Raw genomic sequence first — 21,452 nt, forward strand, 5'->3', positions numbered from 1 at the left:
TGAATTTATAGAATTGGTTATATATTTGGAAAAATATTACTGAATGAAGCGCAGATTTTTCCCTTTTGATAAAAACTACTTGTTGGAAAATGCTCAAATGGAGCTAAAGGATTCCTTGTTGAATCAAATGGTTGAAATTGTTAAAGATATTTATCTTTTGCGCTATAACCCATTGGGTTTGAAAGATAAATCAATAGAAAAAATCCTCTCTACCACTCAGTACAATCTGGAGGAACTTTCCATTTTTTATGATGAATTAGCAGGCTTATACCGATATAAATACAGTTCTAATCAACTAGAATTATTATTTGACGGAAGAGATCATCAAGAAAAATATCAAGAAGAATGGGAAGAAGCTCTAAAGAAATGGATAGTTAATTTCTCTAGGTCTAAAAGCTTTTTGAAAGCAGTTTTAGAAACTGCTATATTTTTCCCAGACGACAAACAGTCACAACGGGCTTACTCTAGACTAAAAAATTATATTTCTGATCATTTTGGCATTAAAATTTACAAGCATAAAGGAATTGTGCCAATGAAAATTGCTAATTAACCAGAGATCGATTTTTAGATACACCCTCATTCCGGAAAATTAAAACTTAAATTTCAAAAGTATTAATCTGATAGTCCTGTATCATATTATTGGTAAATCTCCTTCAAAATGATATAAATTTTGAATAATTACATGTTTTTGAAAATATACCTCGATTGATCGAGACCTAAATGACACTTTGAAGGAATTTTAAAGGGGTTAAACTCAGCTTAATTAGATACTTTTACAAATTTCAGGACCCGAAGAAGTTCCAATTCGGTCAGCACCAGCTGCTATCAATTCCACGGCCTGGGCATGATTTTTTATTCCACCACTTGCTTTTATTCCTACATGATCTGGTAAAACAGAGCGCATTAATTTAATGTGTTCAACTTTAGCTCCAGATGGAGCAAACCCTGTTGATGTTTTGACAAAATCAGCTCCTGCATCAGCGCAGATTTTACAAGCATTTTCAATTTCCGAATCTGTCAAATAAGCAGTCTCAATAATCACTTTTAAAATCTTTCCACTTTCGTGTGCTAATTTACCCATTTTTGCGATTTCAATTTTTGGCCACATCATCTCTGATTTCACAGCTGATATATTTAAAACCATATCTAACTCATCAGCACCATCTTTAATAGCTTGGATGGCCTCTGCCTCTTTGGATTGACTCATCTGATATCCTAATGGGAACCCGATTACTGTGATTAATTGAATATCTGATTCACCAATGTCCCTTTTTGCTTTTTTCACCCAAAATGGGGGAACACAAATTCCAAAAATTTTATTTTCTTTCGCTTCCTTTAATAACAATTCAATATTGTTTGAAGTTATTGTGGGTTGAAGATTCGTATGCTCAATGTATTTTTGTATATTTCTCATGTCTTTCTTTAATTACAAATTATGATTAAAAAGTGTACCCTCTATACTTTTTTAACCTTCTTTATATTAACCGCTGAATTTAAAAAAGTTTCAGGGCAAAACTTAAAATTTGGCTTTGAAATAAATGACAACAGAAAATCCACCATCATTCCATTTGAAATGAACAGCAATTTGATCATTGTGAATGTTCTTTTTGAGGGTGTTATTCCATTAAAGTTTATTGTAGACACAGGAGTTTCAAACACCGTTCTGATTGATAAAACCTATAGCGACATACTTAATATTGTGCCTGACAGAAAATTAACATTAGTAGGAGCTGCTGGAATCAAAGAAGTAGAAGCTTACATTGCAAATAAAACTAGTATCAAAGTAGGAAAAATAACTGGAAGTAACATCCCTTTATTAATACTTAAAGAAGATTATTTGAATCTTCAAAAAACCTTGGGTATCAAAATACATGGCATTTTGGGCTACGACTTTTTTAAAAATTTTGTGGTGAGAGTAGATTATAAAAATGAGGTTATGAAATTCTATCGTCCCGAAAATTTTAATCGACCAATGTTATTTTACAAATCAATCGATATGGAAATCCAACAAAGTAAGCCCTATATATTTCAACGACTTCAAGTAAACGACTCTACAGAACTATTAAGTAAACTGATGATCGATACGGGGGCATCTCATCCGTTAATGCTTCACAAAAATAGTAGCAAATATATTCAACTTCCTGAAAAAAATGTTCGAGATATTTTAGGTGCTGGAATTGCAGGTTCCATTGAGGGACATGCTGCAAGAATTCCACGATTGTCTATAGATAAATATAATTTAGAAGACATAACTACTAATTATCCTGATTCTGGTGCTTATGAAGATATTATTAAAAACACTGGACGTAATGGTACCATCGGAGGTGGAGTTTTAAAACATTTCAAACTATTTTTCGACTACGGAAATGAAAAATTATACATCAGAAGGAACAGCATCGCAAAAATAAAATTTAAACACGACATGAGTGGTCTCACTGTCGTTGCCAAGGGAGAATATTATTTGGAGCCCTACTATGAAATTGAAAAAGTACGAAAGGATACTCCAGCTTACAAGGCAGGCTTAAGAGAAAACGACAAAATCATTAGCCTTAATGGTAATATGGGAAAAGACTTAAGTTTAGATTTAATAAATAGAACCCTAAAGCAAAAAGAAGGTAAAAAAATAAGAATAAAAGTAAAAAGGGGACAAAAAATATTATCATTTACGTTCTATTTGGAAGCATTTATATAAACATTCTTTTAATGCTTCTTTTACCCGAATAATATTTAATCCTAAAAAATTGCTGTGTTTTCTTAAATTTCAATGCATTTCTTAAAGCATTATAAATTTTTATTCCATCCACACCTTCTTTCATTAAATAGCCTTGAACACCAGAAGTTATCTCCTGCCTGTTATGCGACTTTAATAAAGTAATAGATATCGCCTCTGTACCCAACTGATTTACACTGTTAACAATCGCTTTCAAAGGATTAAGTCCAATATTATCGTCTAAAAGCAGGCAATTAGGATGCATAATATTGATCTTCTTTAACATGTCCTCATGAGAAAAAGCAGTCTCAATATTTTTGATTTTATGTTTTAGGTCATAAAGTTTTTCATAAATAAAGCTCATCTCAATAGGATTGTTTCCCACCAATAGCACATTTATTTCATTACTAGAAGTATGTTTTTGTCCAAAACTCTTAATTTTTAAACCCTTCATAATTATTTATTTAATACAATTATTTATAAATATAATTAAATATAGTGAAATAGACCTAAATTCACTAGAAAAATTCTACCATACCCAATTAATACTCGATAAACGAAAATCACAACTTTTCGGATTCCCATTGGTTCTAAGAGTATGAAGATATTGTTGACAGGAGCTAATGGATACATCGGAAGAAGACTTCTTCCGGTTTTAGTGATGCAAGGGCATGAGGTTATTTGTTTGGTGAGGGATAAAAGAAGGATAGAACTTGAAGATAAGATTATTGACAAAGTGCAATTCTATGAAGCAGATTTGCTTAAACCAGAACAACTTCAAAACCTTCCCAAGGATATAGAAGCTGCTTACTACTTGGTTCACTCAATGGGCAGCTCCTCCAAAAGTTTCCAAGAAATGGAGAAAAACACGGCCTTAAATTTTGTTGGAGCAATCAACGAGACAACTTGTGAGCATATTATTTATCTAAGCGGTATTTCTAATGACGATTCCCTTTCAAAACACTTAACATCTCGTAAAAATGCAGAAAGCATTTTGGCTGAAGCTAATGCCTCTCTGACGGTTTTGAGAGCTGCCATTATTATTGGATCAGGCGGTGCTTCATTTGAAATTATTCGGGATTTAGTAGAGAAATTACCTATTATGGTTGCCCCGAAATGGCTAAGAACACGTTGCCAACCCATAGCCATTAGAAATGTCATCAACTACCTTTCAGGCATAATTGGTAAAGAGGAATCTTTTGGAAAAACTTATGATATAGGTGGCCCTGACATTCTTACTTATAAAGAAATGCTTTTAATCTTTGCTCAAGTGAGGGGATTAAAAAGATATATTATAACCCTACCTGTTCTAACTCCTCGCTTAAGCTCCTACTGGCTTCATTTTGTGACAGCCACAAGCTATAAAATTGCCAGTAGCTTAGTAGATAGCATGAAAAATGAAGTAATAGTAGAGAATAAAGGAATAGAAGATATTGTACCCCAAAAGCTCATTGCCTATTCTGAAGCAGTAAAGATGGCTTTTGATAGAATTGCCCAAAATGAGGTAGTATCCAGTTGGAAAGATGCATTTGCCAGCTCCAAAATTGACACTGAATTAATGGAATTTGTAAAAGTCCCTACTCATGGCTGTTTTATTGACAAAAGAACCGCAACATTCGAAAGAGATCGATCTGAAGTATTGCAAAATATTTGGAAAATTGGAGGAGACAGAGGATGGTATTACTGGAATTTTTTGTGGAAAATAAGGGGATATATGGACAAAGCTGTCGGTGGAGTTGGTTTAAGGAGAGGCAGGAGAAGTCCAGATCAATTAGTAGCTGGTGATTCATTGGATTTCTGGCGAGTTTTAATTGCAGATAAAAAAGAGGGTAGATTATTATTATATGCTGAAATGAAACTTCCAGGAGAAGCTTGGTTAGAATTCAAAATCACCAAAGAGAACGAAAAAAATAAGATTATTCAAACTGCTACATTTAGGCCACACGGCTTATTCGGAAGATTATATTGGTATAGTGTCTATTTATTTCATGAATTTATATTCAAAGGAATGATGAACAGAATCATTCATCACCGAGAAAATGAAAAGGAATCAGTAGTAACCACATAACCTGATGCTACATTTTCGAAAACTAGTTTTCTGATGATTTCATCAGTTTGATTTGGGTAATTAACATTAACTTTTTCATTAGAATTGAAAAAATCATCTAAACCCTTTTTAGAGCTTGCTTTCAAAGACTCTATGACTTTTACACCCATTTTTTCTAATGCAGCTGCATTACATTGCTGCTCATATTGTCCTTTCATTGGAATTACTAGTAGTTTTTTTTGTAGAAATAATGCCTCAGCAGGGCCTTCAAACCCAGCCCCACAAATAACCCCTTTGCATTTTGCAAGACTCTTGAGATACAAACGATTATCAATTGGTATAATCTCAATATTATCGCACTGACTTTTTACCTTACTGTGCTTTGAAAACACTTTAAAATGCACTTTAAATTTTGATAATATTTTAATGATTCTTTCATCACTGTATGCTGGTAAATAAACTGTATAAAAATCATCCTCTCTAGTTTCTAAATTCCTGATTTCTTGTCTAATTACCGGATTATAAATTCTATCGGCATAAGTTCTAAAATGAAATCCATAAGAGTTATTGACAGGGGCGTAATATTTTAGAACTAAGTAGCCCAACCAATCTGTTTTAATTGGCTTGGGAGAAAATGGATGCACAACGGCAGACTGATGACTTAGCCCTATACATTTTTTGGCTTTCAACATACAAACCCAAGCAGAAACTGGCTCAAAATCATTGATAACTAAATCATACTGAGCAACTTTCAGATTCCAGATTTCAGAAAGAAACCGTAAACATTTCACTTGTTTTAAGGTTTTAAAAAAATCCACCCCTCCTCTTTTTCCAAAAACAAAACTCAACCCATGGAATTGATATTTAATTTTGCAATCTAAATTAACATCCGCTTGTGTACCGCTTATTAATACATCCACTTCGCCATACTGCTCTAAAATTGGAATAACATCTCTTGCACGACTAATGTGTCCATTGCCCGTTCCTTGGATAGCATACAATATCTTCATGTTTTTTTTATGAAGATAAAGCACTAAAGTGAACTAATTATAACGTAAAAATCATGAAATCATGAACAATTAGATTTCTTAGAATAGCATTTTCGAACAGCCTCATTAATATTCAATTCATAATATTTTCTATGCATTTACTTATCTTATATTATATATTTAAATTTTTAATACTTAATTTTGAAGTATAGTAAACTATAAGTGAAAACTACTCAAATCACCATATCGGCTTTCTTTTTTGTCTGCCTATTTAATGTGGCTTTCATTCCCCAACTATGTCTCAATGCAGTTGAGGATTTGCAACACAAGGAGATTACAAATAATATTCTGGGAGAAGAATCTACAAGCGGATTGAATATTTTTGAGGAAGAAAGTAAAGAGTCTTCAAAAGAAAGTAGCGAAAACGAAAACAATAATCTTAATTTAAAAGCATTAGGTCAGTTTCGAGCTTCTCTACATAATATTATTCATGAATCACTGGTAAATAACATTTTTCGCTCCAATTTTTACCAATCCATTCCGATACTAAAAACCACTCCCCCACCCAAAGTTTAATCAATTGATCAATATCTTTTATTGCGTTTAGTATTCTTATATGCAGTAAAAGAATTATGCTAATACTTTTTCAAAAAAATCAATAATTGATTGAGCAATGAGTGAATCAAAATTTACAAAATTTACAGGAATAACATTTAAACACCTCAAAAATGACTCTTTATCGAGTATAGTAGTATTTTTAGTGGCCATGCCTCTTTGTCTGGGCATAGCCTTGGCTTCAGGTGCACCACTTTTTTCTGGCTTAGTAACAGGTATAGTGGGTGGTATAGTCGTAGCACTACTGAGTGGTAGCCAATTAGCCGTATCGGGACCAGCTGCCGGATTAGCTGTAATTGTTTATAACGGTATTGAAGACATAGGCTTTTTTGAAGGCTTTTTAGTTGCAGTAGTTCTAGCTGGTATTATCCAGTTAATTTTAGGTTACTTAAAGGCAGGAACTATAGGGAATTACTTCCCTTCATCCGTAATCAAGGGAATGTTAGCTGCCATTGGTATTTTGCTAATTATTAAACAAATCCCACATGTATTTGGCTATGACGAAGACTATTTAGGCGACCTAGACTTTTGGCAAAATAATGACGAAAACGCACTAAGTGCACTAGTTTCGGCCTTTGAGAATATTGACCCAACTGCGTTTATCATTTCAATAGTGTCATTGATCATTTTAATAGGATGGAATTATATTAAAAATAATACTATAAAATCAATTCCTGCCCCTTTGATAGTTGTATTTGTTGGAGTTGCGATTAATGCCATATTTATTGCATTGGACAATGGAATGGCACTAGCACAGAAGCACCTTGTAACAATCCCTGTTCTTGGTGAAGATACTTCCTTCGAAAATCTATTCGTATTTCCAGATTGGTCGATCTTAACCAAACCTGTGGTTTATACTGTGGCTGTTACCATAGCTATTGTAGCCAGTTTGGAAACTTTACTTAGTATAGACGCTGTTGATAAGTTAGACCCCCAGAAAAGAAGGACACCTTTAAACAGAGAAATGAAAGCTCAAGGTGTGGGTAATATCATCGCAGGTTTACTAGGAGGCTTACCCATGACTGCTGTAATTATTAGAGGGACAGTTAACATTAACTCCGGAGCCAAAACTAAATTATCCGCTTTCTTGCATGGTATCTTATTAATAGTGGCAATTCTTCTTATCCCAACTATTATAAATATGATCCCTTATGCAAGTTTAGCAGCTATTCTATTGGTAACGGGATATAAACTAGCCAATATCAATTTGATTAAGGCAATGTACAAGGTAGGTCCAAGTCAATTCTATCCTTTCATCATCACAATTGTCGCTATTGTTTTTACAGATTTACTAATTGGTATTATCATTGGGTTACTAGCAGGATTCCTTAATATATTGCTTAAGAACATGAAAAACACCTATTCTTTTGATAAAGATTCTCATAAAGAAGGAGAACCAATAAGATTAGTATTATCAGATGAGGTTTCTTTCTTGAACAAAGCCAGTATGGTGAAAACTTTAGATGAAATACCTGAAAATGCTAAGGTGATCATAGATGCTAGAAAATCTAAATTCATTGATTTTGATGTAATTGAAGCAATTGAGTTATACTCCAATGAAGGAGCAAAATATAAGAATGTAGAAGTTGAATTATTAGGCTTCGATGAATTTCATAAAAAATACAGTTTAAAATAAAAAAAACATGGAACAACAATCATATTCAAAATTATTTGAAAACAACAAAAAATGGGTTGAAGAGAAATTAAATCTTGATCCGGAATATTTTGAAAATCATGCAAAAGGTCAAAAACCAAAATATCTATATATAGGTTGTTCAGACAGCCGTTTGCCAGTTAATGAAATGACTGGCACTTCTGCAGGTGAACTATTCATTCACAGAAATGTAGCCAATATGGTGGTACATACTGACAACAACTTGATGTCAGTACTGCAATATGCTGTGCAGGTTTTAAAGGTGGAACATGTAGTTATCTGTGGGCATTACGGTTGCGGGGGTGTTGCAGCAGCACTTGATAATAAAAGTTTAGGCTTAATTGATTCGTGGTTAATGAACATTAAAGAAAGCTATCAAAAAAATAGAAACTTCGTGGATAGCGCTGAAAGTAAAGAAGAAAAAGTAAACCGACTAGTTGAAAGCAATGTCAAAGAACAAGTTTATAATCTATACAAAACCAGCTATGTTCAGGAAGGCATAAAATCTCAAGGACTACAAATCCACGGATGGGTTTATGATCTAAAAGAAGGACTTCTTAAAGACTTGGAGGTAAATGCTGATAAGGATTTTGAAGAAAAATCAGTTTATACTTTTAATTAAGAGAAGCATGCTCAAAGATAGGTTTATCATTAGATGGTAAATCTATCTTTTTACCATTTTTATTGCCACCCCTGCTCACCCTTCAAAGGCACAAAACTAAAATTTGAGAAAACTTCCTTTACAATTTTCTTTTCAGACTCTTTAGTTAAACGAAGCATCTGCTGAATTTGATTATCCCCTACTGGAATTACGAGGCATCCTCCAATATTCAATTGCTCAAGCAAAGCGGAAGGCACACTTGGGGCACCAGCCGTTACAATGATTTTATCATAAGGAGCATGAGCAAGAATTCCTTTAGAGCCATCACCACTAAAGAAATGCGGTTTATAACCCATCTGAGGTAAAAATCTTCGGGTGCGCTCATATAAATCCTTTTGATATTCGATGGTATAAACTCTTGCTCCTAATTCACAAAGCACACAGGCCTGATAACCAGAACCTGTCCCGATTTCCAGAATTTTATCTCCTTGCTTTACTTCCAAAAGTTCAGATTGAAATGCCACAGTATAAGGCTGGGAAATGGTTTGACCATGCCCAATTGGAAAAGCTTTATCTTGATAGGCATGTTCTAAAAACGCATTTTCAAAAAAAACATGCCGTGGAATTTTTCCCATAGCTGACAATACCCGTTCATCTTCTATGCCTTTATCACGCAGTTTCTGGATCAATTTCCTGCGCATTCCCTGATGTTTATAACTGTCTTCCATCATAAATCAAACTTATGAAAAATTCAGGATAGGAGGAGAATAAAAATTGAAATAAAAAAACCTGCCATCTTTTAAAAGCTGGCAGGTTTAATGGAACAAGCATGATGTAAGTTTTGGTGAAAACACCAAAACGTGGAAGTGGGTTGACAACTCTCCCCTTTGAAGGTGTTTTCACCTTCAAACCATGAAAAAGTATTGTTTTGGTTTTAACTTACAATTTCTAAGGAATGTTCACCGGCTCTCTTTGCAGCCTATCCTCAATCACTTTCTCAATATGAGGAAGTGAGCTATATAATTGCTCGTAATCATCAATAATAAAGTATTTGGTCTGGAATTTATCCTTTCTGTAACTGCTATCTATTATAGCTTCCACATTATAATCAAAATGTTCTGGCTCATCCGAAATAGAGAATTTTGTTTCTCCCGGAGAAGAAATAATCCCTGCTCCATAAATTCTTAAATCCCCTTCTTCTCTAATCAAGCCAAATTCAATGGTAAACCAGTAAATTCTACTTAACAAATGGATAGCCCATTCATTATCCAAATGCTTTAACCCAATTTTAGCCAATCCTTGCAAGAAGTCAACAAAAGGCTGGTTTGCCAGCAATGGAATATGACCGAATACATCATGGAACATATCAGGTTCTTCTAGGTAATCCAACTGCTCACGAGTTCTTAACCAGGTTGTAGCAGGGAAAATCCTGTTGCTTAGCAGCTCGAAAAATTTATCATCATCTACTATACCTGGTACAGCAGCCACCTGCCATCCAGTTAATTCCTTCAGGTGTTTATTTGTTTCCACAAAATTAGGAATAGCCTTTTCAGTGAAATGAATTTTATCAATTCCATCTACAAACTCTTTAGTGGCTACTTTCTTGATATTTTGAAATTGTCTCCCGAAAAGGATTCCCCAGACTTCTTGGTCTTCAGTTGTGTAATTGTCATAAATTTGCTCCATGATAATAGTAATTAATTTTTAATGTTAGTGTTTAAAATTTGGACAAAAAAAAGCCCGATTCCATTGGAACCGGGCTTGGTATATTTTCTATTTGAAATTTGTCTTACATCATATGCATAACACTACCATTACCGATTCCTGTCGGGGATTGATAATAGTAATAATATGTGTTGTGCGTGAAATTCATTTTGACAAATGTAAAACGTCTTATTTTATAATCAAAGGAAAAATTAATTAAACGTAATTATTCAACATCACCGGCATAACCAATAGTAAGATATCTTCGTTCTCGTCCATATCAGAAGGGAATAATAAACCAGCTTTATTTGGTGCTGACATATCGATACTTACTTCTTTGCTATCCAGATTATTTAGCATTTCTACTAAAAACTTAGCATTAAAGCCAATTTCTATATCATCACCTTGATGCTCACATGCCATGATTTCATTGGCCTCATTAGAGAAATCTAAATCTTCAGCAAAGATTTGCAATTCACTTCCGTTGATTTTCAAACGCACCTGATGAGTGGTTTTATTAGCGTAAATGCTAATCCTTTTCAATGAAGACATGAACTCCTGACGGTTGATAGTCAATTTGATATTGTTCTCTGCAGGAATTACATTTTCGTAATCAGGGAAACGCTCATCTACCAATCGGCAAATCAATTTGATATTGTTGAATTTGAAATAAGCATTGGACATATTGAATTCCACTGCAACATTTACATTCTCCGCTGGTAAGCTGTTCTTCAATAAGGATAATGCCTTTCTAGGGATGATGATGCCCGTTCCTGAATCAGAAGCTACATCTACCCTTCTGTAACGAATCAAACGGTTACCGTCAGTTGCTACGAAAGTCGTATTGGTTTCATCAAACTTCACATAAACACCACCCATAGCTGGACGTAATTCGTCATTGCTGGTAGCGTAAATGGTATGATTAATAGCAGTGGCTAAAACATCTGCTGAAATATCTACTGTGTCAGGATTCTCAACTTCCTGTACTTTAGGGAAGTCTGTAGCATTCTCTCCTGCTAGTTTATAACGACCATTATCAGAGCTAATTTCGATGCTGTATGTTTCCTCGTCAATAGAGAAAGTCACAGGCTGCTCTGGAAGGTTTTTCAAAGTATCCATCAAGATCCTAGCTGGAACGGCAATGCTTCCGTTTTCAGATGATTCCACATCAATCTCAGTAATCATGGAAGTTTGCAAATCCGAAGCCGTGATTGTCAAAAGACCATCTTGAATCTCAAATAAGAAATTCTCTAAAATAGGCACCATGGGATTGGTTGAAATCACCCCATTGATGGATGAAATTTGCTTTAATAATGCAGATGAGGATACTAAAAATTTCATAGTTTTTTATTTAGGGCTCGCTTTTAAAATTGATTAAAAGCTTAGCTATAAACTTCTTGATTTTGTATTACCAACAAAGTTAAAAATTAATTTGCAAATCTATACTTTATAGTGCATTAAGCAATAAAAAATTCTTAAATGGGAGGCAAAAGTTGAAAAATGGGTTTATGAGGGGTGATGGATGTGGGAAGTGGGAAGTTTGAAGTCGGGAAATTCAGTTTACGAATGGACCTCAGTGAAATACGGTTGAAATATGATAGAAATAAGTTGGAAATAAGTTGACTGGTTATCAGGTTGTCTGGTTTGCAAGTTAAAGATTAACAACTTGGTTTGTGATTGCAACCTGCAGTCTTATTTACATTGAATTAATACTCCACAATCTGGACAACTAAATTCTGTTACAAAGTCATTTTCGGTCAAACAACCATATCTTTTTTTGAAGGCTTTTTCTCTTAAATCGTAAACCCTTAATATTAGGTAACGCATATCAAAATATTCCTTTTGCATTTCTACTTCTATATTTAATGAGGTATCATTCCTTTTGGAATGATCATAATAATTAAAGGAAAGAGTTATCTTTTTAGTTAATTCAGAATTTATTTCTTTCCAATCTTCATGATCTAGCATTAATTCTCCAGGATAGTATCCAATTAGATTTCTACTCTTCGTTCCATCTGTAGTTTCAAAATTCAGATATGCTCCTACAATATCACTCTCAACTAATCTGTCATTTACTTCTATAACCATATTTAGATTTTGCCCTTTTCCAAAATAGGTAATGAAAACAAGTAGCCATAAAAATAGATTGAACCTCATTAGTATTATTTAATTTTTAGTTGTTGGTGTTAAATGAATGAATCTTAGTTTTTTTGTGAATCTTTCATTTAGAGATTTAATTTCAAAAAATAAATTTATTTAAGACTCATCCAATCTATTTTTCAAATCCATTCTTCCGTACAAAATTCTTATTATTTCAATCGGTAGTGCATTAATTTTACGATAGAAAATTATGTGTCGGCTTGCTTTAAATCCAAACAAGTCTGTTGTAATTCCATCATAGTTTTTGCCTAAATCAGGATTATCGGCTATATATTGGCATCTATTAAGCAGCATTTCGTAATATTTATCTGCTTGTTCCTCAGACCATTCATCTGCCGTATATTCCCAAATCTCGTTCAAATCAACAACAGCTTTATTGGTCAATTTGTATTCAGCCATTCTTTCTCCTTTTGGCTTTTAATTCCTCTAGGTTCTTTTTTGGGTCGAAATCATGGGCTATCCCACTATCAATTCCTTCTTGAATTGCATTTCTTAATGCTATTGCTTTGCTTTCTTCATTTTCCAAAAGCCGAAGACCTGCCCTAATTACTTCACTTACATTTTTGTATCTACCGGCTGAGACTTGAGTGCTAACAAACTGGTCAAAATATTCCCCAAGTGATATAGACGTATTTTTACTCATTTTATTAATCTTTACTTAAAAATACCAAAAATTGGTAATAAGTTCAAAATTAAAATAACATACTCTCACACTTAAAACCTAAAACTTACTACTTAAAACTCCCTAAAGCTTCTCCAACTCAATCCAAATCTTCTCCATCCTCTCATTTCTTATTGCCGCCCATTCCTTGCCATTGATATGGACTAAGTAAGCATTGAATTCAGGGTTTTTAAAGAGTTCCAGCTTCAAGCTTTTGTCTTTATCTAAGCCTGCAATTTCAATGGTACCAGCTTTATCAAAGCTTTCCTTTTTCTGTAAGGCTATATGATCTTCGGGTAGGAATTGATCCACAAAGAAATAATTAAAGCGTTCTACGAAATTCATGACTTCTGCTGTGTCCGCCTGCTGGTTTTGGATGCGCATTAATCGGTCATCATATTTAAATTCCACGGTTTCTATATTAGGTCTGTTGATTTTCAGACTGACCATATCCTGCCATATTCCATCAAAAACCACACGGTCGCGCCAATCATTTTCAGGAACTTCAAAAATCCCCGCCACATAGCTTTGATAGCCTGGCAACTGTATTAAATAAACCTCTTCTCCCTTTACGAAATATGAGCGCATGGCTTGAAAATCTCCGCCTACAGTGTAAGAATTTACTAATCCCTCATTTCCATAAATATTGACTTGCACGCCTGAATCCAATACATTTTGCTTAATCTTAGCCGAATTCTCCCCTACTATCGGCCTTTGAATGCTGATTTGCTCCAACAATTTGAAAAACACTTGTTGCATGGAAGCATCCAGAAGATATTCCTTATTTACAGACCACGAATTTCCTGTTTTCTCTAAAGTATTACTGAAATCCTGTCCATTTAATTCGATGCGGGAAATTGTTTGATTGGCATTCTCAACAGCAAATAAATCCTTTTCAAAAGAAGTGGATTTTCTTTCATAAGGATTATAGCTGTAGGCTAAAATAGTCAATAGCACTAAAACGATCCAAACGGATAATAAGACGATATTTTTTTTAGATTGAGACTTAGCCATTGAATTTTGAATATTTTCTCTTCCTCCAATAATATCTTAAAATGCCAAAAAGTATAATCAAAACAATTGGCAAAGCTACGTTTACAAATTGTAACCATACTTTATCTTCCGATACTTTCACTTTATCTAAAGGACGGATTTTCAAATCCTTATTCCTCGAAATGAACAAGCCATCTTCATCTAATAAATAGTTTAACATATTGAGAATCAATTGGTCGTTGGCAAAATTTGATGGATGCTTTGCATAAGGATCTACTCCCAAAGGAAAAGGCTTATCATTTTTTCTATCGATTTCACTTAACAATAAATCGCCATCCGAAGCGACTATGATTGAGTTGTCAACGCTTTTGTTCTTTGTATTAGAAGCCTCTTTTCCTTCGGGTGCTAAACGGTTTTGATAAGCTGAAGTGAATTCACCTTCTAGCAAATAAGCTACTGGTACATTTTTCAAATTGAAATTTTCAGGCTTTATATCTTCTTTTAAATTCTCAAAACTGATATGAATAGGCCCTTTCAGTTTTCGCGTATAATCGGAAGTAAAAATCAATGGCGTTTTCTTAATCCCGCTTGCGGTTACTGTATCAATTGAACTCACAAACTTGCCATAAACTGCATTCATGTTTCGTACAATCGGATGATCCGCATATTTATTCAAAATGATATAATAAGGCCAAGGCAATAATTGAATCTGTGGGTCTTTACCCAAATTGCCTGTTACTATAGGGAAATTCCCACTATTGACATCCTGCAAAACATCTTTATTTACACGAACCCCATATTTGAATAACAAATCATCAAGCCCTGTTTCAATAGGTAAAGCCATGGCTCCATAATCTTTAATGGAATCCACATCCATCATTAAGCCATCCAGGAAAAATAAGCTTTTTCCTCCATTCATGATGTATTGATCAATATCGTAAAGCTCAGTATTGCTAAAATCCTCAGTAGGTCTTAAAAATATGGTCGCATCAAAATTGGACAATCTTTCCGTATTTTGAACAGGAATTAAATCATATTTAGAGCTGACCGCATCATTCAATCCCTTCAAGACTTTCCCGGAAGGAGCTCCTTTTCCTTGAAATAAAGCCACACTCTGCCTATTAGGATTTGCAAGGCTTTTGACAGTGCTGGCTAATTCATATTCCAAATTTTCAATAGATTGGGTAATAGCTTGACTTGCTCCTGCAGCATTATTTCCATTCAATAGAATAACGGGCAAACTTCTTCCTCCATAAGAAATCTCGGCTCCAGGAAAAATTAGCTTTTGAGTTTTCTTTCCTTCCGAATTATCAAAAACAGTGGTAGGTTGAATGCCTTTATCCACTAAATATCTGTAAAATTCATTTCGTGCATTGGCCGAACTGGCTTCATCAGGATTGATGAAACTATATTGCAGATTCCCATAAGCATAGGTTTTAAATTGCTCTAAAGTCTGCTTAATAGCGGTCTGCAAACGACTAAACTCCGCATTAATATCACCAGCCAAATAAACCTCGACATAAACCGGTTCTTCTAGGTTTTGCAACAAGGAAATAGTCGCTTCATTCATGGAATAGCGCTTTTCTTCTGTCAAATCCCAACGGAAAATCTGATGACGCATGGCAAGGTTTACCAATATCACCAAAGTGAGCAGGATCAAAAACTTGAGCGTATATTCTGTTGTCTTTCTATTTAAGAATTCCATTTCCTCAATTTTAAAACCCAAAAAGTAGCTCCTAAAAACAATGCTGTTATAGCAAGAAAATACAGGATATCTCGAAAATCAATTACTCCCTTCCCTAAGGAATCATAATGCGCTAGCATTCCAATTTTTTCAAGCTGAAAACCAGCATTTGCTAAAAATGGCAGATCAGATACTGAGGAAAATCCCATAAAAAAGATAAAGCTGATAAAAACAGCAATGATAAATGCCACAATCTGATTTTCAGATAAGGAAGAAGCAAATATTCCAATGCCTGTATAAGCAGAAACTAAAAACAATAAACCTACATAAGCGCCCATTATCCCTGCTGAATCAATATTGCCTACCGGATTACTGAGATAGGACAAAGAAAAATAATAAACCAAAGTGGGAATCAATGAAATCACAACAAGTACTAATCCCGCTAAATATTTTCCCAACAATAATTTTAGTTCTGTGATCGGTTTAGTCATCAACAATTCAAAAGTGCCGCTTTTCGATTCTTCAGCCAATGCTTTCATGGTGATGGCTGGAATTAAAAACATCAATACATAAGGCGCCAAATTGAAGAAAATGCCCATATCGGCATAACCATATTCAAAAATGGCGGTATCAGGAAAAACCCAAACCAACAATCCCATGCTGACCAAAAAAACACCCATGACTAAATAGGCGATGAGTGAATTTAAAAAGCTGTTAATTTCTTTTGTAAAAATACTCCACATAGGCTCAGTTATTTTGGGTGAGTTTGTGAAACACTTCTTCCATATTGCCTTTTTCCAGTGAAATTCCGACTAAATCCACATCGTTTTGCGTAACCCAATTCAAGATTTCTTTTCTGATATCTTTTGTGGTTTCTAATAAATATTCCGTTTCAGTTACCAACTTCAATGTATTGACTTCTTGGTGAGTAGTCCAAAATGATAGATCCGCCTGTTTTTCCAATTCAATTTTTATGGTAAACTTCTCTTTTTCTTCTGTCAGTTCATTTACTGACTGATCTGCAACCAATTTCCCTTCTTTGATAATGATAGCACGATTACAAAGTGCTTGCACTTCCTGCATTATATGCGTGCTAAGCAAAACCGTTTTATCCTTGCTTATCGACAATATCAAATTTCTTATTTCAATAATTTGATTGGGATCCAAACCTGTAGTGGGCTCATCTAAAATCAAAACAGAAGGATCATGCACCAAAGCTTGAGCAAGTCCGACTCTTTGTCTATAGCCTTTGGATAAGGCACCAATCTGTTTGTTTTGTTCTTTTTGCAATCCGCATAAATCTACCAAATCAGCTACTCTACTTTTTAAGCTCTTGCCGGACATCCCATAAACTCCTCCGCAAAAGCGTAGAAATTCATGCACGTACATATCCAAATACAAAGGATTATGCTCAGGTAAATAGCCAATATGTTTTTTGATTTCTAAGGGTTGTTGACCAACATCAATTCCATCTACTTCCACAATTCCAGCATCCGCAGGCAAGGTGCCTGTGATCATTTTCATGGTGGTGGATTTTCCTGCTCCATTTGGCCCCAAAAAGCCTACAATATTTCCTTTCTTGATTTCAAAGGAAACATCATTGACAGCAGTTTGCTCTCCGTATTTTTTAGTAAGACCCTTAACGAGAATGGACATTCAGAATTTTATGGTTTGTTGTTGTAATCGATGAACGCAAAAATAGCGTTTTAATTATGAAAAATTCAAGTTTCCAACGGAGTCTTATTGTCTGCTATAACTTTCTTTCTGCTAATTGTCTTTTAAATTTTCATCTAATCAATCGACACCCCTATAATCCCCTCAAGGGGATAGATCTCACAGATTTATTTTTGCATAAAATGAATAGTTTGATCACTATTTCCTAAGATATCAATCTGAAAATTTCATAAAGTGGTACAACAGCAAATTATTAGGTGAAATTAAGTCATGGCGACTCCCCCCTTGAGGGGGGCGTAGGGGGGTGCTCCATATTCTATCAATTTTTATTGCAATATCTTCCTCAAATCGACAATAAATTTCCTTTAAACTCTTTTCTGCAGGCTCAGTAATCACTACCTCCATGAATTACCACTTTTTCATTTCCTCTCTGACTTGATCAATGCTTTTAGTCTTACCGTCTTTAATCGATTGATTGGCAATTTGAGCGCGCTTCACTAATTGTGATTTTGTGATTTTACTTCCATCAGCATTATATCCAATAACTTCACTTTCATTTGATGTATTTAAAACATCCTTTACTTTTTGAATGATATCGATATCCTCAGTATTGGAAAGCTGTTCAATCAATCGTTTTCTTTCTTCTGCAATGTCCATGGATTTATATTTAATGGATTAATAAATATAACAAAAATTCTTAAGATTAAAGTTTCAATTACTCCAAAACCAATGGCTCAAAACTAAAACAAATAATAAAAATGATGAGACAAATCCAGCCTAATACTTTTCTGCCTGTGCTTAGTGGTCTGTCATCGGGAGCCACTGGGTGTTTAACTCCAATCAATCTTCCTAAAAGGAATACAAACAGTAAATAACCAGAAAATCCAGTAACCGATGGAAATAAATAAGTAGTTAAATATTGTGCTACAAACATTCCCACTGCAATCATTAAAGTAGTGGATTGTTGAAAACCCAGGCCTTTGAATGAGAAATACAAAAAGCCTACATACATAGCACTGTATAAAGCAAAATCACCTAAATCAATTCCTGCAGTAATTAATCCTAAGCCCGCAACAAAAGTAAAAATCATATAGAGCGTAAAGGCTATAATTTGATGATTCTTAGCTCCAAATAATCCATAAATCACATGTCCGCCATCTAGTTGACCAATGGGGATTAAATTTAAAGCCGTAAAGAACAAAGCTAAAAAGCCTGCAAATAAATAAGGATAATGAATTATTTCCCTGTGATTAGGCAGTCGCTCAGGATCAGCAACATTTTCCTCAAACCAGCTGAACAGTAAGTTATTCCCCAAGCTGATCCCCATCATCTCCTCTCCATTATCATAGACATGATCAGCATAATCCAAGCCATACTGCTCGTATTCAGGGTGAATTTCAAATATATATTCAGGTTCGGGCAAGTTGGTAAAACCATAGAATAATACTCCCAATGCCACCACAAAACCAGCAATTGGGCCGGCTATGCCAATATCGAAAAATTGTTTTCTTGATCTAATTGGACCAACTATGCGGATTAATGCTCCAAAAGTACCAAAAGAAACTGTTCCCAAAAATCCCAGCCAACCGGGAATATAATTCGGTAAAGTAACTTCTACTTTATGATATTTTGCAGTAAAAAAATGACCGAATTCATGGACGGTTAAAATGAAAAGGAAAGGAATGGAATAGTGCATTCCTGTTAAGAAATCAGCCCAAGAATAATCTGGAGAATAAAATAGGATGCGGTTTGTTATCCACTCCGACCCAGCCAGCGTGGTGCTAATGAAGGTTAGTACAAATAGTACTATCTTCTTTGCATAGTATTTTGTATTTTTTTCTATCATATTTCAGATAATTTCTTCTCCAACAAGGTTATAAATCCACCATTCCTAGGAATGTGGAGTGTATGAATTCCCATTTCAGCAGCAGAATCCAGATTTACTTGACCATCATCCATGAACAGTGCTTCTGTTGATTGTGTTTGTGAAAGATTTAATACATTTTGATAAATCTCTTGATCAGGTTTCCGCTGATTTAAATCATGAGAAAAATATACTTCATGAAAAAGATCACTTAAGTGCTGATATGGAAAAGATGCTGATAATATTTTATGAAATGCTTTTTCGTGTATAGCATTAGTATTACTCAAGACGATGCATTTATAATTTTGCTTTAAACTTTTTATAGATTCAATTCTATCTCCAGGAATTTCACCTAACATGGCATCCCAAGCATGGTCAATTTCATCATCCGTAGCTTTTAAATTTAAGCTAATTCGTAAGCTATCACGAAATTCATCATCAGTAATCAAACCCTTTTCATACTTTTTAAAAACATTAGCTGATAAATAAGCCTCTTCCACTTCTTTTTCGGACAATCCCGATAGTTGAGCAAAAGCCGAGATTGTTTTCTCCACATATAAGTTTATGATTACGCCTCCTAAATCGAAAATGATGGTTTTAATTTTTTGCAACAGCTTAATGATTTATGAATTGCAAATATGGCTGAAAAGGTGTTGCTAAGCAAAATTTACAGGCCGCAGAAACACAAGCTTTATAGAATTAAAAACCGCTGTGATTTTTCTTCACCACTTTTGAATGAAGTTTGCAAAAAGTATATTCCTGGTTTTAAAGTATTGGGTAGTGTAACTTCTATTTTATTCTCACTAAAGTAAAGCTTTTGCCATTCTATACTTCTTCCCTCTTGATTAAATACTCTCAGATATTCCAATTCTTCTTGCTTTCGTGATGACATTTTCAGGCTAAATGAAAAATCACTTTTTATTGGATTAGGATAAATTGTTTCATTTAGTAAGGAATCAATTTCTATTTCCACTATTGGGACTTCCTCTTCTTCCTCTTCTTCTGTTTCTCCACTACAAACTGACAACTGCTCATCTACATTCAGCCGTATTTCTGGCAATAGTGTATAAACATTTTCACCTGGACATGCTGTACTACAACCGTCACGATGTCCTGCTATTACGCCCAGATTAGAATTTAATGGATGAGCATCACTCTCTAAAACATTTAAACCGTCTTTAAAAGCTTTCCAACTTAAGACCTCTTCTAAACTATTCAACATAGCGGAAGTTGGCACAGCGGTCTCATAATTCCCTAAAAGACAGACGCCCATAGTATTCGAATTGGAGCCACAAAAATGCGCCCCAATTACTTCATCTTGAGCTCCTGTACCAGGATCTCTTCCTGCATAAATGACTCCATCCGGTGCAACCAAGTAATTATAACCTATATCAGACCACCCATTTTCCTGAGTATGAAAAATGTATATATCTCGGACTGCCTGTGTGAAATCACTTATATTGTTTGAGCCTGCGGAATGATGAACTATCAAATTTTCGGTGCTTGTAAAACTTCTATTGTAAGAAGGCTCTGGTAGTCCTGCTCTCCATTCTGATTGCTGAATCACTCCAGTTAATTCACAATTGTTGTACTGCTTAAATTGATTTTCCCTTGTAGAGAAATCAGCGTAAATTCCACTTCCATTAATTAGAACAACCTCAAGATCATTGGTTTTTTCTGGAATCACTAGTTGAATTGCCGTTAAAGCCTCATTGAAATGAATAAGACTTGAATAAAAATACTCAGAGCCTTCTTTTGAATGCAAATCATTTGAAAACATGATGGTGTCTGATTTATTTATGAATTTCATCACAGAAAAATCTTCAACTTTTTCTGATTTTAAAGCTATTGCGGTAAAAGCAAATGATGTCTCTTGATTGTATTTATGGCTTTCTTCAGAAGAAATCGAATATGACAAATGTATATTATCAGTTTGTGCTTTTAGTTGAATGCTAATTAAAAAAAGAAATGAAATAAATATTAAACGCATATAACTTTCAATTTGACTAGCAATATAACTTTCTAACTGTTGAAATATTGAATGGGAGTGAAAAATAAAATAGGTTAGCCGCAATTGACTAACCTATTCATTAATA

Annotated in this window: 23 protein-coding genes; 6 read left to right on the plus strand and 17 right to left on the minus strand. The window is 34.4% G+C overall.

Going from position 1 to position 21,452, the window contains the following annotated elements:
- The first annotated feature begins 43 nt into the window (after window positions 1–43).
- Entirely contained in the window at window positions 44–550 is a 507-nt protein-coding gene (locus tag FTRAC_RS07075) for a hypothetical protein (protein ID WP_013453551.1), read from the plus strand.
- Between the two features lie 213 nt (window positions 551–763).
- Here FTRAC_RS07075 and deoC read toward each other — a convergent pair whose 3' ends face one another.
- A complete protein-coding gene (gene deoC, locus FTRAC_RS07080; RefSeq protein ID WP_013453552.1) occupies window positions 764–1,414 on the minus strand; it encodes a deoxyribose-phosphate aldolase in 651 nt (216 codons plus the stop codon).
- A gap of 21 nt (window positions 1,415–1,435) precedes the next feature.
- Here deoC and FTRAC_RS07085 point away from each other — a divergent pair, with 21 nt between their 5' ends.
- A complete protein-coding gene (locus tag FTRAC_RS07085) occupies window positions 1,436–2,692 on the plus strand; it encodes an aspartyl protease family protein (RefSeq protein ID WP_013453553.1) in 1,257 nt (418 codons plus the stop codon).
- On the opposite strand, the gene FTRAC_RS07090 is transcribed toward FTRAC_RS07085, so the two are convergent.
- Window positions 2,685–3,164 (minus strand): hypothetical protein, encoded by a 480-nt coding sequence (locus tag FTRAC_RS07090; protein WP_013453554.1) that lies wholly within the window; start codon window positions 3,162–3,164, stop codon window positions 2,685–2,687. The genes FTRAC_RS07085 and FTRAC_RS07090 overlap by 8 nt on opposite strands.
- Window positions 3,165–3,308: 144 nt before the next feature.
- Here FTRAC_RS07090 and FTRAC_RS07095 point away from each other — a divergent pair, with 144 nt between their 5' ends.
- Window positions 3,309–4,778 (plus strand): SDR family oxidoreductase, encoded by a 1,470-nt coding sequence (locus FTRAC_RS07095; protein WP_013453555.1) that lies wholly within the window; start codon window positions 3,309–3,311, stop codon window positions 4,776–4,778.
- Here the strand turns inward: FTRAC_RS07095 and FTRAC_RS07100 are convergent.
- Complete coding sequence (locus FTRAC_RS07100) at window positions 4,739–5,767, minus strand: glycosyltransferase family protein (protein ID WP_013453556.1); 1,029 nt, start codon at window positions 5,765–5,767, stop codon at window positions 4,739–4,741. The genes FTRAC_RS07095 and FTRAC_RS07100 overlap by 40 nt on opposite strands.
- Before the next feature lie 201 nt (window positions 5,768–5,968).
- On the opposite strand from FTRAC_RS07100, the gene FTRAC_RS07105 reads away from it, so the two are divergent.
- From FTRAC_RS07105 to FTRAC_RS19905, 3 genes are all read left to right on the plus strand, one after another.
- A complete protein-coding gene (locus tag FTRAC_RS07105; protein WP_013453557.1) occupies window positions 5,969–6,322 on the plus strand; it encodes a hypothetical protein in 354 nt (117 codons plus the stop codon).
- A gap of 97 nt (window positions 6,323–6,419) precedes the next feature.
- Window positions 6,420–7,997: a SulP family inorganic anion transporter gene (locus FTRAC_RS07110; protein ID WP_013453558.1), complete on the plus strand. Its 1,578-nt coding sequence runs from the start codon at window positions 6,420–6,422 to the stop codon at window positions 7,995–7,997.
- Between the two features lie 7 nt (window positions 7,998–8,004).
- Window positions 8,005–8,637 (plus strand): carbonic anhydrase, encoded by a 633-nt coding sequence (locus FTRAC_RS19905; RefSeq protein WP_013453559.1) that lies wholly within the window; start codon window positions 8,005–8,007, stop codon window positions 8,635–8,637.
- A 59-nt stretch (window positions 8,638–8,696) separates the two neighbouring features.
- Here FTRAC_RS19905 and FTRAC_RS07120 read toward each other — a convergent pair whose 3' ends face one another.
- The 14 genes from FTRAC_RS07120 to FTRAC_RS19245 all read right to left on the minus strand — a co-directional run bounded on the left by FTRAC_RS07120 (window position 8,697) and on the right by FTRAC_RS19245 (window position 21,346).
- Window positions 8,697–9,344 carry a protein-L-isoaspartate(D-aspartate) O-methyltransferase gene (locus FTRAC_RS07120; RefSeq protein WP_013453560.1) on the minus strand — a complete coding sequence of 216 codons (648 nt, stop codon included), beginning with the start codon at window positions 9,342–9,344 and terminating at the stop codon, window positions 8,697–8,699.
- Between the two features lie 220 nt (window positions 9,345–9,564).
- Window positions 9,565–10,302 carry a phenylalanine 4-monooxygenase gene (locus FTRAC_RS07130; RefSeq protein ID WP_013453561.1) on the minus strand — a complete coding sequence of 246 codons (738 nt, stop codon included), beginning with the start codon at window positions 10,300–10,302 and terminating at the stop codon, window positions 9,565–9,567.
- A 234-nt stretch (window positions 10,303–10,536) separates the two neighbouring features.
- Window positions 10,537–11,661 (minus strand): DNA polymerase III subunit beta, encoded by a 1,125-nt coding sequence (gene dnaN / locus FTRAC_RS07135; protein ID WP_013453562.1) that lies wholly within the window; start codon window positions 11,659–11,661, stop codon window positions 10,537–10,539.
- Window positions 11,662–12,012: 351 nt separating this feature from the next.
- The gene (locus tag FTRAC_RS07140) at window positions 12,013–12,477 is read right to left on the minus strand and encodes a hypothetical protein (protein ID WP_013453563.1); all 465 of its coding nucleotides are present in this window, start codon (window positions 12,475–12,477) and stop codon (window positions 12,013–12,015) included.
- Window positions 12,478–12,576: 99 nt separating this feature from the next.
- Window positions 12,577–12,879 (minus strand): type II toxin-antitoxin system RelE/ParE family toxin, encoded by a 303-nt coding sequence (locus tag FTRAC_RS07145; RefSeq protein ID WP_013453564.1) that lies wholly within the window; start codon window positions 12,877–12,879, stop codon window positions 12,577–12,579.
- Window positions 12,872–13,123 carry a type II toxin-antitoxin system ParD family antitoxin gene (locus FTRAC_RS07150; protein ID WP_013453565.1) on the minus strand — a complete coding sequence of 84 codons (252 nt, stop codon included), beginning with the start codon at window positions 13,121–13,123 and terminating at the stop codon, window positions 12,872–12,874. The genes FTRAC_RS07145 and FTRAC_RS07150 overlap by 8 nt, the downstream gene beginning before the upstream one ends.
- Window positions 13,124–13,225: 102 nt before the next feature.
- Window positions 13,226–14,155 carry a hypothetical protein gene (locus tag FTRAC_RS07155; protein WP_013453566.1) on the minus strand — a complete coding sequence of 310 codons (930 nt, stop codon included), beginning with the start codon at window positions 14,153–14,155 and terminating at the stop codon, window positions 13,226–13,228.
- The gene (gene gldG, locus FTRAC_RS07160) at window positions 14,148–15,839 is read right to left on the minus strand and encodes a gliding motility-associated ABC transporter substrate-binding protein GldG (protein WP_013453567.1); all 1,692 of its coding nucleotides are present in this window, start codon (window positions 15,837–15,839) and stop codon (window positions 14,148–14,150) included. The genes FTRAC_RS07155 and gldG overlap by 8 nt, the downstream gene beginning before the upstream one ends.
- Window positions 15,827–16,561: a gliding motility-associated ABC transporter permease subunit GldF gene (gene gldF, locus FTRAC_RS07165; RefSeq protein WP_013453568.1), complete on the minus strand. Its 735-nt coding sequence runs from the start codon at window positions 16,559–16,561 to the stop codon at window positions 15,827–15,829. Before gldF ends, gldG begins: the two co-directional genes overlap by 13 nt.
- 4 nt (window positions 16,562–16,565) lie before the next feature.
- Window positions 16,566–17,474 carry a gliding motility-associated ABC transporter ATP-binding subunit GldA gene (gldA, locus tag FTRAC_RS07170; protein WP_013453569.1) on the minus strand — a complete coding sequence of 303 codons (909 nt, stop codon included), beginning with the start codon at window positions 17,472–17,474 and terminating at the stop codon, window positions 16,566–16,568.
- Window positions 17,475–17,900: 426 nt separating this feature from the next.
- Entirely contained in the window at window positions 17,901–18,149 is a 249-nt protein-coding gene (locus FTRAC_RS07180) for a hypothetical protein (protein ID WP_013453571.1), read from the minus strand.
- 58 nt (window positions 18,150–18,207) lie between these two features.
- A complete protein-coding gene (locus FTRAC_RS07185) occupies window positions 18,208–19,338 on the minus strand; it encodes a site-2 protease family protein (protein WP_013453572.1) in 1,131 nt (376 codons plus the stop codon).
- Window positions 19,335–19,967, minus strand: coding sequence for an HAD family hydrolase (locus FTRAC_RS07190; protein WP_013453573.1), 633 nt, complete (start codon window positions 19,965–19,967; stop codon window positions 19,335–19,337). The genes FTRAC_RS07185 and FTRAC_RS07190 overlap by 4 nt, the downstream gene beginning before the upstream one ends.
- 80 nt (window positions 19,968–20,047) lie before the next feature.
- Window positions 20,048–21,346 (minus strand): N-acetylmuramoyl-L-alanine amidase, encoded by a 1,299-nt coding sequence (locus FTRAC_RS19245; RefSeq protein ID WP_013453574.1) that lies wholly within the window; start codon window positions 21,344–21,346, stop codon window positions 20,048–20,050.
- Window positions 21,347–21,452: the final 106 nt, after the last annotated feature.

Origin of the sequence: Marivirga tractuosa DSM 4126, assembly GCF_000183425.1 — a bacterium.
Classification (GTDB): Bacteria; Bacteroidota; Bacteroidia; order Cytophagales; family Cyclobacteriaceae; genus Marivirga; species Marivirga tractuosa.